This is a genomic window from Mucilaginibacter sp. P4_A11 (genome assembly GCF_056402535.1).
Genome location: NZ_JBFUHE010000006.1, coordinates 368804 through 384039 on the forward strand (window position 1 = coordinate 368804; position 15236 = coordinate 384039).

At 42.6% G+C, this 15236-nt stretch carries 13 protein-coding genes; 7 read left to right on the top strand and 6 right to left on the bottom strand.

Annotated elements, in window-relative coordinates:
- Position 1: 1 nt before the first annotated feature.
- Together AC1DUD_RS14440 and AC1DUD_RS14445 are read right to left on the bottom strand one after the other, a co-directional pair.
- Positions 2 to 1606 carry a SulP family inorganic anion transporter gene (locus AC1DUD_RS14440; RefSeq protein ID WP_477375470.1) on the bottom strand — a complete coding sequence of 535 codons (1605 nt, stop codon included), beginning with the start codon at positions 1604 to 1606 and terminating at the stop codon, positions 2 to 4.
- An 82-nt stretch (positions 1607 to 1688) separates the two neighbouring features.
- On the bottom strand, positions 1689 to 2021 hold the full coding sequence (locus AC1DUD_RS14445) for a hypothetical protein (RefSeq protein ID WP_477375472.1): 333 nt from the start codon (positions 2019 to 2021) through the stop codon (positions 1689 to 1691).
- A gap of 106 nt (positions 2022 to 2127) precedes the next feature.
- On the opposite strand from AC1DUD_RS14445, the gene AC1DUD_RS14450 reads away from it, so the two are divergent.
- A complete protein-coding gene (locus AC1DUD_RS14450) occupies positions 2128 to 3669 on the top strand; it encodes an acyl-CoA carboxylase subunit beta (protein WP_477375474.1) in 1542 nt (513 codons plus the stop codon).
- Between the two features lie 443 nt (positions 3670 to 4112).
- Positions 4113 to 4547 carry a GNAT family N-acetyltransferase gene (locus AC1DUD_RS14455; RefSeq protein WP_477375476.1) on the top strand — a complete coding sequence of 145 codons (435 nt, stop codon included), beginning with the start codon at positions 4113 to 4115 and terminating at the stop codon, positions 4545 to 4547.
- Here the strand turns inward: AC1DUD_RS14455 and AC1DUD_RS14460 are convergent.
- Together AC1DUD_RS14460 and AC1DUD_RS14465 are read right to left on the bottom strand one after the other, a co-directional pair.
- A complete protein-coding gene (locus AC1DUD_RS14460) occupies positions 4522 to 5427 on the bottom strand; it encodes a DUF6340 family protein (RefSeq protein WP_477375478.1) in 906 nt (301 codons plus the stop codon). The two genes, AC1DUD_RS14455 and AC1DUD_RS14460, sit on opposite strands and share 26 nt — an antisense overlap.
- A 34-nt stretch (positions 5428 to 5461) precedes the next feature.
- Positions 5462 to 6358, bottom strand: coding sequence for a DUF6340 family protein (locus tag AC1DUD_RS14465; protein ID WP_477375480.1), 897 nt, complete (start codon positions 6356 to 6358; stop codon positions 5462 to 5464).
- Between the two features lie 242 nt (positions 6359 to 6600).
- Here AC1DUD_RS14465 and AC1DUD_RS14470 point away from each other — a divergent pair, with 242 nt between their 5' ends.
- Together AC1DUD_RS14470 and AC1DUD_RS14475 are read left to right on the top strand one after the other, a co-directional pair.
- Entirely contained in the window at positions 6601 to 7716 is a 1116-nt protein-coding gene (locus tag AC1DUD_RS14470) for a M42 family metallopeptidase (RefSeq protein WP_477375482.1), read from the top strand.
- A gap of 103 nt (positions 7717 to 7819) precedes the next feature.
- Entirely contained in the window at positions 7820 to 8722 is a 903-nt protein-coding gene (locus AC1DUD_RS14475) for a nucleotidyltransferase family protein (RefSeq protein ID WP_477375484.1), read from the top strand.
- Positions 8723 to 8799: 77 nt separating this feature from the next.
- Here AC1DUD_RS14475 and AC1DUD_RS14480 read toward each other — a convergent pair whose 3' ends face one another.
- Positions 8800 to 9186: a hypothetical protein gene (locus AC1DUD_RS14480; RefSeq protein ID WP_477375486.1), complete on the bottom strand. Its 387-nt coding sequence runs from the start codon at positions 9184 to 9186 to the stop codon at positions 8800 to 8802.
- A gap of 490 nt (positions 9187 to 9676) precedes the next feature.
- Here AC1DUD_RS14480 and AC1DUD_RS14485 point away from each other — a divergent pair, with 490 nt between their 5' ends.
- Both AC1DUD_RS14485 and tnpA read left to right on the top strand, forming a co-directional pair.
- Positions 9677 to 11941: a glycoside hydrolase family 31 protein gene (locus AC1DUD_RS14485; protein ID WP_477375488.1), complete on the top strand. Its 2265-nt coding sequence runs from the start codon at positions 9677 to 9679 to the stop codon at positions 11939 to 11941.
- Between the two features lie 56 nt (positions 11942 to 11997).
- On the top strand, positions 11998 to 12462 hold the full coding sequence (gene tnpA / locus AC1DUD_RS14490; RefSeq protein WP_477375490.1) for an IS200/IS605 family transposase: 465 nt from the start codon (positions 11998 to 12000) through the stop codon (positions 12460 to 12462).
- A gap of 295 nt (positions 12463 to 12757) precedes the next feature.
- On the opposite strand, the gene dnaK is transcribed toward tnpA, so the two are convergent.
- Positions 12758 to 14653, bottom strand: coding sequence for a molecular chaperone DnaK (gene dnaK, locus AC1DUD_RS14495; RefSeq protein ID WP_477375492.1), 1896 nt, complete (start codon positions 14651 to 14653; stop codon positions 12758 to 12760).
- 256 nt (positions 14654 to 14909) lie between these two features.
- Between dnaK and AC1DUD_RS14500 the strand changes: the two genes are divergently transcribed.
- Positions 14910 to 15200 carry a hypothetical protein gene (locus AC1DUD_RS14500; RefSeq protein WP_477375494.1) on the top strand — a complete coding sequence of 97 codons (291 nt, stop codon included), beginning with the start codon at positions 14910 to 14912 and terminating at the stop codon, positions 15198 to 15200.
- Positions 15201 to 15236 lie beyond the last annotated feature (36 nt).

The window sequence follows — 15236 nt, forward strand, 5'->3', positions numbered from 1 at the left end:
TTTAGTTGGGGTTATAAACCATTTCTTTTAAAGGAGGTACATCATACTTCTCCTTTACATCCTGCAGTTGCACAATAATGCCCTTGGTATAGGCATTGTGCTTGTAATTGTGGATAATCTCCAGTACATCCGGATCTATATACCTTGAGTTCGATCCGTCGATCACCACTTCGGCCCCCTGTGGTAAGCTGGTAAGCGTTACCTGTATGGCGGCCTTGTTCAGGAAGGATACTTCCTCGGCCAGCTTAAGTTTAATAACTTTTTTGCTGCCATTTTTTTCAATGTGATAGAAATAGGGGTTACGCAGGTTTGTACGCAGAATATAAAAGATCCCTACCAGCATACCTATACCCACACCAATAAGCAGGTCGGTCATAACAACGGCTACAATGGTAACTACGAAAGGGATAAACTGGCTCAAGCCCTGGTGCCACATGTGCTTGAAAAGGCTTATCCGAGCCAGTTTATACCCAGTCATAAGCAGGATCGCTGCCAGACACGACAGCGGGATATGGTTAATTAAAGACGGTATAGCCAATAATGCAACCAATAAGAATATACCATGTATGATGGCGCTCATTTTGGTACGCGCACCGGCATTTACGTTGGCCGATGAACGTACAATAACTGCCGTCATGGGTAAGCCGCCAAGCATACCGCTCACTATGTTGCCCGCACCTTGAGCAAGCAGTTCGCGGTTAGTTGGCGATATACGTTTAATAGGATCTATTTTATCTACCGCTTCAAGGCTTAACAGGGTTTCCAGGCTGGCCACAATGGCAATAGTGGCTGCCGTTATCCAAACCTGCTTGTTGCCTATCTGGCTAAAATCAGCTGATTTAAACAGCGCAAAAAATTCGGCGCTGCTATTCACCAGTGGTATACGTACAAACTGCTTATCAAGCAAGGCAAAGCCGGTTCCAGAAAACGCGAGGCTTAGCCCGATACCGGCCAAAACCACCAGCAACGGTGCCGGTACAATGGCCAATTTTTTAAACTTTGGCCAGTAGATCATAAAAGCCAGGGAGACTATACTTATGATCACTGCGCCGTAGTTTATCCGGGCAAAAGCCCGCGTTATACCCGAAAAAGTATTATGGTCGTCAATCTGCCTAAAACCTTCATCGCCTTCAAAATCGGCATCATAGCCAACCGCGTGCGGAAATTGCTTCATGATCAAAATGATCCCAATTGCCGCCAACATGCCTTCAATAACTGATGAAGGAAAATAATTGGCAATGGTACCGGCTTTAATGATGCCCAGTATGATCTGGAATGCACCGGCCAATACCAGGGCCATTAAAAAGGTTTCATAAGCCCCAAGTGATGTAATACCATTAAGTACAATAACCGTTAAACCGGCCGCCGGACCTGCAACACTAAGTTGCGAACCACTAAGTGTACCCACTACTATACCGCCGATAATGCCCGTTAATACGCCGGAAAAAAGCGGCGCGCCAGATGCCAGCGCTATACCTAAACACAGCGGCAAAGCCACCAGAAATACTACCAGACTTGAAGGAATGTCCCTTTTTAGGTTTTTGGACAAAAAATATTTTTTCAGGTTGAGATTGCCCATAGCAGACTCACCTTGCTTGATTTGCATAAGAATGAAAATTGAGTAAGATTGTTAAAATGAATTAAAAAGCATTGCTATCCGGATAGGGAAGTATCCGGTTAAATTCAAATTAAACGTTGGGCGGCGGGGTGGGAACCACAGGATGATATACCTGCTTATATAATGCGTTTTCCTGGTTATGGAGAACTTTGGTTTCGGTAATAAATGTAATAAAGTTGATGGTGTGCAGATCATACTCATCGAAGGCCTTTTTCTCCTTCATCAACTCCTTTTCGGGGCTCTCCTTTTCAGTTTTGCTTTCCTGCTCCAGCTGAAGGATCACCGCGCTCACGGTTTTATTATCAAGAAATAAAAAAACAGGTGCAAGCGATATTCCCATCTTTATTGCAAAGACGGTCATGAACAGCGCCACTACCCATATTTTATTATTCCTGATCTTCATCAACACAAATATATAAAATTCTGTTATTAAACCACCAGAATAAGTAAGCAAAAGCTATTCTTACAATATAATTACTATTTTTAAGCAATTACTAACAACCTGAATTGTGGATAAAAAGCTTGATCTGTTAAGGCTTAAACGTCATGAAGCCATGCAGGGCGGAGGCCCGGTACGTATTGAAAGTCAGCATAAAAAAGGAAAATTAACGGCACGTGAACGTTTACACTTTTTATTGGATGAAGGCTCGTTTCAGGAGATAGGGATGCTGGTTACCCATCGCTCTATCGATTTTGGAATGGAGAAAGAAAAATATCCCGGCGACGGTGTTGTTACAGGTTACGGCACCATAAACGGGCGGCTCACCTACGTATTTTCACAGGATTTTACGGTATTCGGCGGCTCGCTTTCCGAAACTCATGCCGAAAAGATCTGCAAGGTAATGGATCTCGCCCTTAAAAACGGCGCTCCGCTTATCGGCCTCAATGATTCGGGCGGTGCCCGTATCCAGGAGGGGGTGGTATCCCTTGGCGGCTACGCCGATATCTTTTACCGTAATACCATGGCATCAGGTGTTATTCCTCAAATATCGGCCATTATGGGGCCTTGTGCCGGTGGTGCTGTTTATTCGCCAGCCATCACCGATTTTATTTTGATGGTTGAGCATACCTCATACATGTTTGTCACCGGCCCAAATGTGGTAAAAACCGTTACACATGAGGTGGTAACCTCCGAAGAGCTTGGCGGCGCCAATACCCACGCCAGCAAATCGGGCGTTACACATTTTGCCTGCGCCAATGAAATAGCAGCCATTCAGCATATTAAAAGTCTGCTAAGCTATATGCCTCAAAACTGCGAGGACAAAGCCCCTGCCCTTCCTTATGAAAGCGGTGATGAGCTGCGGCCGGAGCTTAATACATTATTACCTTCCGTTGCTTCTACTCCTTATGACATCCGCGAGATCATTGATCACATCATTGACAAAGATTCATTTTTAGAGGTTCATAAAGATTTTGCCGAAAACATTGTGGTTGGCTTTGCACGCTTGGCAGGCCGGAGTATTGGTATCGTAGCCAATCAGCCTGCTTTTTTAGCTGGTGTGCTTGACATTCATTCATCAACAAAGGCAGCCCGCTTCGTACGTTTTTGCGATTGCTTTAATATCCCCCTGCTGGTATTTGAAGATGTGCCCGGCTTTTTGCCCGGTACCGACCAGGAATGGAATGCCATTATTACCAACGGCGCTAAGCTGCTGTATGCTTTTTGTGAAGCTACTGTTCCGCGGGTTACGGTGATCACCCGCAAGGCTTATGGTGGTGCTTATGATGTGATGAACTCCAAACACATCGGGGCCGACATGAATTTTGCCTGGCCATCGGCCGAGATTGCAGTGATGGGTGCCAAAGGTGCCGCCGAGATCATTTTTAAACGCGAGATTAGTAAAGCCGAAGATCATGAAGCCAAATGGCTGGAGATGGAACAGCTCTATTCAGATACTTTTGCCAACCCCTACCGTGCCGCCGAACGTGGCTTTATAGATGAGGTAATTGAACCCGCCGAAACCCGTATTAAATTGATCGCGGCATTTAAAATGCTGGAAAATAAAGTAGTGAACAACCCGAGGAAAAAGCACGGGAATATTCCACTTTAGAGGTTAAAGGCAAAAGGTAATATCCAAAAGCGCCATTGCGAGTAACCATCAGGAAAATCCTGAAAAAAATCATGATGACGTATAAAATATATTTTAGTGATGGCGCGCGGGGGCCGCGTTAGATTGCAGTGAAAAGCCCACAGCGTGTGTAGGGAGTTCGGGCAGGAAAGGCGAGGACTTGTAACGGAAAGCCCGGGCCGCAGGTAACGCCCATATTATAAAATCGAATCGAAAAACACACTTAATAATCAACAACTTACGATCACGTCATTATAAGAAACGAAGCAATCCCCGATTAGCAGGTTCGCCTGTATAGTTCGCGATTGCTTCGTGCCCCGCAATGACGTGTTTTTAATAGCATTTGACCTTTATAAGTTCTATCCCAATTTGGCACTTTCAAAAAAAACCTTTTACCTTTCGCCTTTTACCTTTCTCCTCAAAAAATGACAAATATCTCCATCGAACAAATCCGTCCGGAGCTTACCTGGCGGCTAAGGCAACGTATATTATATCCCGAAAGCAAGCTTTATGAAATGGAAATGGAAGAGGATAACCACGGCTATCATTTTGCAGCATTTAAAGATAACAATATCATAGCGGTAGTATCTCTTTTTAACAAAGGCAACGACTGGCAGTTCAGAAAATTTGCTGTGGATGACTCAGTTCAGAAAATGGGAATAGGTAAAGCGATGCTTGAGCATATAACCGATTTTGCCCTTACCAATGGAGGTACATTATTATGGTGTAATGCCAGGGTATCAGCTATCGGTTTCTATTTAAAACACGGCTTTACACATACCGGTCGGCTTTTCTCAAAAAACGGCTTCGACTATGAGATCCTCGAAAAGAAACTCATTCCTTCTCCAGGGCAGGAATAATGGCCGTAGCGTAATTGTTCTGACGTTTTTGGTTTGATAATTTTGCCGCCTTAAGCGCCTCCTCAATATCACCCTGAGCTTCATATAACACGGCAAGATCATAGGCTGCATGGCTGGCCAGTTTTAAGTCCGGCCCGTCAATGAGCGGGTTCAATATTTTAAAAGCTTCGTTATATCGTTTTGCAAAAATATGGTTTACAGCAACTTTCAGGCTATCATTGTCAGTGTACATCTGCCTCTGGTTAGTTAAAGTAGATGGAAGGTAATCCTTTATTGCATCAATAGCCGCATTACCTGCCGACTGGCTGATGGCATGTCCATTGCCCTTTATAGTAGGGTGTATCAGCAAGGCTGCAAACAGGCCATAATAATGGCTCTCTGAATGAAAGTCGTTTGCCTTCCCTCTTAATACTTTAAAATAATTGCCGTTACTTTCATACAGCGTAAATTTAACATTCACTACTGTATTATATACTTCCGTGCTATCCTCAAGCGTCATCGAAATATCGGCACTCAGCGAATCAAGCGTTAAAATATAATTGGCATTGTAATTCTCGGCAAGCTTTTTTACCGGTGTGGTATCCGCAGTTAAATTAACAGAATCTGCAAGGATTGTTGTTTTGATGCGCGGCAGCATATCCAATTGTTTTGCAGCCATCGCGATAGCACTGTAAACACCGCCTTTAAGCACACCGCGCTTGCGTTTATTTTTAATATCCAACGAGTCGACAGTAAACTTATTTACCAGTATAACCCTGGTTTCATTGAGCCCCAGTTCAAGCTTAGGAGCATAGTTAACCGGTACAGTAATTATATAATCAACATGGCAAGCCGACAGGCTTAGGGCAGCCAGTGCACAGATAGTCAATAAAGTTTTCAAGGTATTTGTAATAAGGTTGGTTTAGGTTTGGTGTTTACTCTTTCATTAAATCAACAATAATAGCTTTGGCAAAATCATTCGGTTGTTTTTGGTTGGATATTTTGGCTACGTCAAGTGCCGCATCAATATCGCCCTGGGCTTCATAAACTACAGCAAGGTTGTAAGCTGCCCTGCTGGCAAGTTTCAGATCAGGCCCGTCAATAAGCGGGTTCAATACCTGGAAAGCCTTATCAAATTTGCCGGCCTTGATCAATTCAACTGAGCTGCTTAGCTGATCGCCGTTAGCGTATAAAGGGCGGTCATGGTATTCTGTATATGGCAGGTAATCCTTAAGTGCATCTAATGCCGAGTTTCGGATAGCATCAAACAAAGGACCACCGTGGGCAAGTAAACTGGATGCACTGCCATATGGGTTGTTGTCGTTTATTTCGGCCTCGCCATTTAGCTTCCTGAAGTAGATGCCGTTTGCTTCGTAAAGGGTAAAACTGGTATTAACCACCGATACCCGATAAACCGATGGTACTCCGTTGTAATAATCCTGCTTCCATTTAGTTTCGCCTTTAAAATCCTCGAACGCCAGTACATAGGCAGCTTTGTATTTTTTCGCCAGGAACTTAACCGAATCGGTATTGGCGGTAAAATTAACTGAGTCAACTAACTGCACAACTTTTACACCGGGCAATGCATGTAATTGGATGGCAGCGTTGTTTATGGCGGTATAGGCCGCTGCTTTAAATGTGGTCAGCACGCGCTTACCCCGGTTACGGGTTGAATCGGGCATGTAGTGGTTAATAACTACTATAGTTGTTTTTGCCCTGTTAAAACTCTGCTTCGGGGCATAATCAACCGGAACATTTACGTATTGAGGTACGCTGCATGCCGCTAAAAAACATGCTGCAAATAAGATACAAGTAAGCCTGAATAGTTTCACCTTATTAAAAATTAAATATCGCGGAAAGGTATAACATAAGCATGAAAGCATTATGAAATAGCCGGTCATTTTTGTATCAAAACAAACAAGGGCCCTTATTGTGACTAAATATTTTCGAAAACGTTTAATATCGATTTTACATAATTAATCTGAACTCTATATCTACCTTAATTTTAGTGCAATGTCATGAGCTTTATTATATTTGCTGTATTACTACATTAAGATTGAAACATTAATTCAATATGGCTAAAAAGAAATCTGACGCCCCACAGCATAATCCTGTTGTAAACGAAAATTCAATTGCATTTTTTGAAAAATATATCAACAACCCTTCGCCTACCGGTTTTGAATGGAAAGGCCAGGAGCTTTGGCTCGAATACCTAAAACCTTATATTGACACCCATTACGTTGATAACTATGGCACCGCGGTTGGCATTATCAATCCCAAAGCCGACTACAAAGTGGTTATTGAAGCTCATGCTGATGAAATTTCATGGTTTGTAAACTATATCACCAACGATGGTTTAATATATGTTATCCGCAACGGTGGTTCAGACCACCAGATTGCACCGTCAAAACGTGTTAATATCCATACCGATAATGGCGTCGTTAAAGCTGTTTTTGGCTGGCCGGCTATCCACACGCGCCTGGGCGGTGATAAGGAAGAAGCCCCTACCCTTAAAAATATCTTTTTAGATTGTGGTTGCACCTCAAAAGAAGAAGTAGAAAAGCTGGGCATCCATGTAGGTTGTGTTATTACTTACGAAGATGAATTTATGGTGCTTAACGACCGTTATTATGTTGGCCGCGCGCTTGATAACCGTGCTGGTGGCTTCATGATTGCCGAGGTAGCCCGTTTGCTTAAAGAAAACAATGTTAAACTACCTTTCGGCCTGTATATAGTCAATGCAGTGCAGGAAGAGATAGGTTTACGCGGCGCCGAAATGATAGCCCACAAAATAAAACCTAATGTAGCTATTGTTACCGACGTAACACATGATACGCAAACGCCAATGATCAACAAAATTACCCAGGGCGATCTGGCGTGCGGTAAGGGACCGGTTGTATCATACGCCCCGGCAGTTCAAAACAACCTGAATAAGCTGCTTATTGAAAGCGCCCAAAAAGCAGGGATCCCGTTCCAGCGCCAGGCGTCGTCACGTTCAACCGGTACCGATACGGATGCGTTTGCTTACTCAAATGATGGCGTACCATCGGCATTAATCTCGTTGCCTTTACGTTACATGCACACTACTGTCGAGATGATCCACAAAGAAGATGTTGACAATGTGATCCGTTTGATATATGAATCACTGTTAAACATACAGGCAGGTCAGGATTTCAGGTACATTAAATAACAAAAAGTTTATATACCCCGTAAAACAATCCGGGCAAAAATCTATTCCCATATAAATATTAAATCATAAAATAGCTTTTAAATAAAATACCCCAATACTATCTATGAAACCTACGTTATTGATATTGGCCGCAGGGATGGCCAGCCGTTATGGCAGCATGAAGCAAGTTGATGGCTTTGGCCCCAACGGAGAAACTATTATTGATTACTCAATATATGATGCTATAAAAGCAGGCTTTGGTAAAGTAAGTTTCATTATACGTGAAGAATTTGCTGAAAACTTTAAGGCAATTTTTGAGCCTAAACTTGCTGGCCGCATTGAAACAGATTATGTATTCCAAAGCTTTGACCTTAAGCCATTCGGTATTGATAAAGAAGTTGAGCGCGCTAAACCATGGGGAACAGCTCATGCCGTATTAGCAGCCCGTAACCAGGTTAACGAACCATTTTGCGTGATCAATGCTGATGATTACTATGGTTATGAAGCGTTTGAAAAAATGGCTGAATTTTTAACTACCGAAGTTAAAGACGATCTGTATTCGTTGGTAGGTTATCAAATTGACCGTACTTTATCCGATTACGGTTCAGTATCCCGCGGCGTATGTAAAGTTGATGATGCCGGTAATATGGTTGAAATTAACGAGCGTACTGAAGTATATTTTAAAGCAGATGGCAGTGTGGCTTATAAAGATGCTACCGGTGAGCATGCCCTTCCTAACGATACCCGCGTATCAATGAACTTCTGGGGCTTTACACCCGCCATCTTTAAACAAAGTGAGCAAATGTTTGTGGATTTTGTTGCTGCTAACGAAAATAATCCGAAATCAGAATTTTTTATCCCGCTGGCTGCAGATAAACTGATCAAAGATGGTACTGCCGCATTTAAAGTGATCCCAACCGGCTCAAAATGGTTTGGTGTTACTTATAAAGAAGATAAGCCTATCGTTCAAAAAAGCATATCTGACCTTGTAGCTAACGGCGTATATCCTGAAAAACTTTGGGACTAAATCCCTATTTATCTTAAAAAGCAAAGCTCCCGTCGGTAACCGAACGGGAGCTTTTTTTATATATGCTTAATTAAAAATTAGTCCTGGTAAATGAAGAATGTTTTTTGATCGTTTTCTTCGTAAACGTGCAGGGTTTTCTTAACCACCTGGTTGTCGGTTTTAACTTCCATAATGTAGTCGCCATCTTCCAGGTTGGTTAAAACATAGCCTCTTTCAACATCTGTTTTGGTTGAGACAACGTCTTTCAGCAAAAGTTCATTTTGTTTACTGTAAACGCGTACAAATGCCCTGCCTATATCTGATTTTGCGATAGTTAATTTAACGCCACGGTCGTGATCAAGTGCGCGGAAGGATACTACTTCTTTAGCTTTAGGGGTTACATCGGCTGCTTTGGCGGCTGTAGTTGCAAAAACGCCGGCACTTAATAAGAAGAATAATGCTGATAGTTTTATTGAAGTTTTCATGATTTTGAGCTTTTGAGTATGTTAAAATATTTTGTGTTTGTTATTTTCAATGATCAAATGAACAACATTAATTTTAACTGCTAAAAAGTGTTATACCAGTGCTTTATAAATATAGACCAATGCCAAAAAGCACTCGGCAAACGCTTAAAACATGCTAATTATCAATATTTTACAGGTTGGTCGAAAATTACAGGGCGTTGATCGGGCGGGAAAGCGGGTTGGTCGTTTTTAAGGATGGAAATGAAAAATCCATGCAACGTTTTCAAAGTTGTATTATAGCATATCTTCCACTCGCCATTGGAGGCACGAAGCAATCGCGAACTATGCAGAGCGGCTCTGTAAATAGGGGATTGCTTCGTACCTCACAGCAATGACGGGGTGGATATAGCACTTTGCAGCATTAAGCTTTAATCAATTCATATTTAACAAAACCAAGCCAACCAAACAGCGTTGCCTTTAAGTACTCTATCTATCCGGGTGCACTACAGGCATGAATTTACAAATAGCGGGCAACGTACAGGGCTTTAAACAACAGGATGGCGTTTTAACAATTAAAACCGCCGAAGCCGAAGCAAGGGTTTACATCTATAGTCCAACCATTATCAGGGTAAACATCAGCAAAAACTTTAACCCGGATGGTACTTCATTTGCGGTGATCAGACAGCCTCTGATTGATTTTGATTTTGACGAATCATCTGCCAATATTGACATTACTACTTCGGCCTTAAAGCTCAGCATTCAGAAATCGCCATTACGGTTTAACTTTTTCACAGCCGGCGGTATTTCACTGAGTGAAGATGATGCGCGCTTTGGCGCAAACTGGCAGGGTGAACGTGTAACCTGTTACCGCAGATTGTTTGACGGTGAAAGATTTATCGGTCTTGGTGAAAAAACCGGCAACCTTGACAGGCGCGGAGCAGCTTACGTAAACTGGAATACCGATGCACCTAACCACACGCCCGAATCTGATCCGCTGTACAAAACCTTTCCTTTTTTCATAGGCCTGCATAGCGGGTTAACTTATGGTTTATTCCTCGACAATACACATAAAAGCTATTTCGACTTTGGCGCATCCACAGATGAGGAAACAAGTTGGTTCGGCGCTGATAGCGGCGATCTGAATTACTATTTCTTCGGGGCACAGGGCGTTGCTAAAATTATTGAGGATTATACCTGGCTTACAGGCCGGATGGAAATGCCGCCACTGTGGAGCCTCGGCTATCAGCAATGCAGGTGGAGTTATATGAGTGCTGATGAGGTGCTAAACATCGCCCAAACCTTTCGCAAAAAGCAAATCCCCGCCGATGTGATGTATTGCGATATCGACTATATGGAGAATTTCAAGATCTTCACCTGGAACAAAAAAACCTTCCCCAAACCTAAACAGATGCTGGACAAACTGAAGGCGATGGACTTCAGACTGGTTACCATTGTTGATCCGGGTATAAAGGTTGAAAAAGGATATAAAGAATATGATGAGGGCATTGAGCGGGATTATTTTGCCAAATATCCCGATGGCGAAAATTACACCGGCTATGTATGGCCGGGTCGCTGCCACTTTCCCGATTTTTTTAGGAAAGATGTTCGCGAGTGGTGGGGCGCAGCTTTCAAAGCGCTTACAGATCCCGGCGTTGAAGGTTTTTGGAACGATATGAATGAACCCGCCGTGTGGGGTCAAAACATCCCCTGGATAGTGAAGTTTGGCGATAAGTTTATGCCCGAGTTGCGCAATGCATACGGCATGCAAATGGCTCGCGCCACTTATGAGGGTACAAGAAAGATCCTGGGTAACAAACGACCTTTTGTACTTACCCGCGCTGCATACTCCGGCACTCAACGCTACTCTGCCGTGTGGACAGGCGATAACACAGGCACCGATGCTCACATGCTGTTAGGCCAGCGATTAGTAAACAGCCTCGGCATTACAGGCATGAGTTTCGTCGGCGTGGATATCGGCGGCTTCAGCGGCAACCCTACGCCCGAGCTGATGGTGAGATGGAACTCACTGGGCACTTACACCCCGATGTTCCGTAATCATGCCATACAGGGCAGCAAAATGCGTGAACCCTGGGAATGGGGCAAGCATAATGAACAGATCATCAAAAAAGACATTGAACAACGGTATAAACTCCTGCCCTACCTGTACAGCAGCTTTTATAAATCAACCCAAACCGGCTTACCGGTAAGTCGCACATTGGTTATTGAGCACAGCTTTGATGAAAACGTTTTTGATGAGCGTTTTCAGAATGAATTTATGTTTGGCGATGCCATGCTGGTTGTCCCTGTGGAGAGCACAAAACATACCGAAGATATTTACCTGCCCAAAGGTTCATGGTACAGATTAAGCAGCGATGAGCTTTATGAGGGAGAACAGATCATCGACGTTCCGGCACCATTAACAGATCTGCCGGTGTTTGTAAAAGCCGGCAGCATTATCCCTATGCAAACCGTTGTGCAAAGCACCAATGAACCAGGCGACGGGGTATTGCAGATCCACATATGGAATGGAAGCGAGGCTAATAGTTTTGTTTATTATGAAGATGATGGAGTGTCATATAATCATGAACAGGGTATTTATTATAAACGTATTATCAGTTTTGATCCGCTGAATAAAAGCATCAGTTTATCGGCAGTTGAAGGCGCATTTAAATCGCGGTTTATGCAGTTGAAATTTGTTTTGCATGGGTTTGGGGGGATGAAATTGAAAGATGAGGTAGTTGAGAATGAGCGAGGGGAGATTGAAGTAAAGTTATAATTGTCATTTTGAAATACTTGTGATACTAATTACCTTCGGTTAAGTATCATCAAATAATGGCCAATACCTTTTCGCAAATCTATCTTCAATTTTTTTTCGCGGTAAAAGATAGGTATAGTCTTATATCAGGCAATAATAAAGAAGAGCTACATAAATATATTACCTCATTGATTCAAAGTCGCGGTGCAAAATTACTCGCAATAAATTGCATGCCTGATCATATACACATTTTCGTGGGTTTTAAACCCACCATATTAATCTCCGATTTTGTAAAGGAAATTAAGGTGCAAAGCAATGAATTTATTAATGGCAAAGATTGGGTAAGAGGTAGATTTCAATGGCAAGAAGGATATGGGGTCTTTTCTTATTCACAATCGCATATCGACTCTGTGATAAAATATATTCAAAACCAGGAAATCCATCATCAGAAACGCACGTTCAAACAGGAATATATGGCATTGTTGGAAAAATTTGAAGTTCCGTTTGAAGAGAGGTATTTGTTTGATTTCATTGAACAATAACACATTACAGATAAAAAAGGCGGAGATTACGAGGCACCTACGGAGCCCAGGAATTTCTTTTCAAGTGCTATAAACACGTTACCCCTACGGGGTTTAATGCAACCTGCCTTACTTATTTATAATCCGCCGGAGGACTCCGGTAGGAGTCACGTGTTTATAGTAAATCAAAGTGAGAGTTTCCGGCTCCGTAGGTGCCTCGTTCTGCTCCATGCTTTAGCCACAAAGCTTCCCATCCGACAAAAAAAGCCCGGTCTGGAATTAACCAAACCGGGCTTCTGTTATAAAACAAATTTAATTATTTCACTTCTTCAAAATCAACATCTGTAACGGTGTCAGAGTTATCTTGCGGAGCTCCAGCATCGCCAGCTGGTGCACCTTGAGCGCCTTCGGCAGAAGCTTTGTACATATCTTCAGATGCAGCAGTCCAGGCAGTGTTAAGCTCGGTTTGTGCGGCTTCGATAGCGTCAAAGTTTTTAGCTGAATAAGCTTCTTTCAATTTAGCTAAACCAGCTTCGATAGGTGCTTTTTTATCGGCAGGGATCTTGTCGCCGTACTCTTTCAGTTGTTTTTCTGTCGAGAAGATCAGGGCATCGGCAGCATTCAATTTTTCAACTTCTTCTTTTGCCTTTTTGTCAGCATCAGCGTTAGCTTCAGCTTCGTCCTTCATCTTTTTGATCTCGGCATCAGTTAAACCTGAAGAAGCTTCGATACGGATCTTTTGCTCTTTACCTGTAGCTTTATCTTTTGCAGATACATGCAGGATACCATTAGCATCAATATCGAAAGTAACTTCAACCTGTGGTACACCGCGAGGTGCAGGTGGGATACCATCCAGGTGGAAACGGCCTATAGTACGGTTACCCGCAGCCATTGGGCGCTCACCCTGTAATATGTGGATCTCAACTGATGGCTGGCTGTCGCTGGCTGTTGAGAAAGTTTCAGATTTCTTAGTAGGGATAGTAGTGTTTGACTCAATTAATTTAGTCATTACACCGCCCATAGTTTCGATACCTAATGAAAGCGGGGTAACGTCAAGTAACAATACGTCCTTAACTTCACCAGTTAATACGCCACCTTGAATAGCTGCACCGATAGCAACAACTTCATCTGGGTTAACACCTTTTGAAGGAGCTTTACCAAAGAATTTTTCAACAGCTTCCTGGATAGCAGGGATACGGGTTGAACCACCTACCAAAATTACTTCGTCAATATCAGAAGTGCTTAAACCTGCGTTTTTCAATGCTGATTTACAAGGGTCGATAGTACGTTTGATCAAACTATCAGCCAACTGCTCAAATTTAGCACGGCTTAAAGTTTTAACCAAGTGTTTAGGCATGCCATCAACAGCAGTGATGTATGGCAGGTTAATTTCAGTTTGAGCTGAACTTGATAATTCGATTTTAGCTTTCTCGGCCGATTCTTTTAAACGTTGTAAAGCCATTGGATCTTTACGCAGGTCAATACCTTCATCGCTTTTAAATTCTTCTGCCAACCAGTCAATAATAACCTGGTCAAAGTCGTCACCACCTAAGTGAGTATCACCATCGGTTGATTTTACTTCGAAAACACCATCGCCCAACTCCAGGATAGATACGTCATGTGTACCACCACCGCAGTCAAACACTGCAATTTTCATATCCTTGTGCGCTTTATCAAAACCGTACGCCAAAGCAGCAGCAGTAGGCTCGTTAATGATACGACGAACTTTTAAACCTGCAATTTCACCGGCTTCTTTGGTAGCCTGACGCTGAGCATCATTAAAGTAAGCAGGAACGGTAATAACTGCTTCTGTTACTTCGGTACCTAAGAAATCTTCGGCAGTTTTCTTCATTTTCTGAAGGATCATTGCAGAAATTTCTTGCGGGGTATATTTACGGTCGCCAATTTCAACACGTGGAGTGTTGTTGTCACCTTTAACTACTTTATAAGGTACACGGGCCGCTTCACTTGTAACTTCATTAAACTGGTTACCCATAAAGCGTTTGATTGACGAAATGGTTTTTGTAGGGTTTGTGATAGCCTGACGTTTTGCAGGATCACCAACTTTACGTTCGCCATTATCAATAAAAGCTACTACAGACGGCGTAGTACGTTTACCCTCGCTGTTAGCTATAACTACAGGCTCGTTGCCTTCCATTACAGCAACGCAGGAGTTGGTTGTTCCTAAGTCGATTCCAATTATTTTAGACATATATGATTGTTTTTTCTTTTTGATTTATGTTTACTAACCACTGCTGTTTATCAATGCTTGTGCCAATATGCCAATGGCAGTAAAAATTGCCTGTAATTGTCAGTTCATGAACAAGGCGGCAGGATAGCTTACTTTGCAATGACAGGTTGGCAGAAATCATAAGGGTAAAAGGTGAAAGGTTAAAGGTAAAAGGTTATTGCCGGATTTGTTAATTGGCAGGATATCGCTTAACTTAAAACCCATAGTTTAAACAGCCATGAAATATATTAGAGAGGGTAATAATAAATTTGGAACGGTATTATTCACTATCGACGGCAGCTACGTGCGAAAAGGCCAGGGCCGTTTTGGCGACATATTATATACAATAGATGGCAAGGTAGTTAAAAAAGGCCAGGGAATGTTTGGGGATGTAGTTTGTAATCTCGACGGTAAACTGATCAGAAAAGGACGAACACTCTTTGGCGATGTACTTTATAATATCGATGGGAACTTTGTGCGTGAAGGGCGGAGCCGTTTTGGTGATATAAAGTTTTTTATTGATGAGTGAGCGCCGATCAAGAAAAATGCATAATTTGTCTGAACC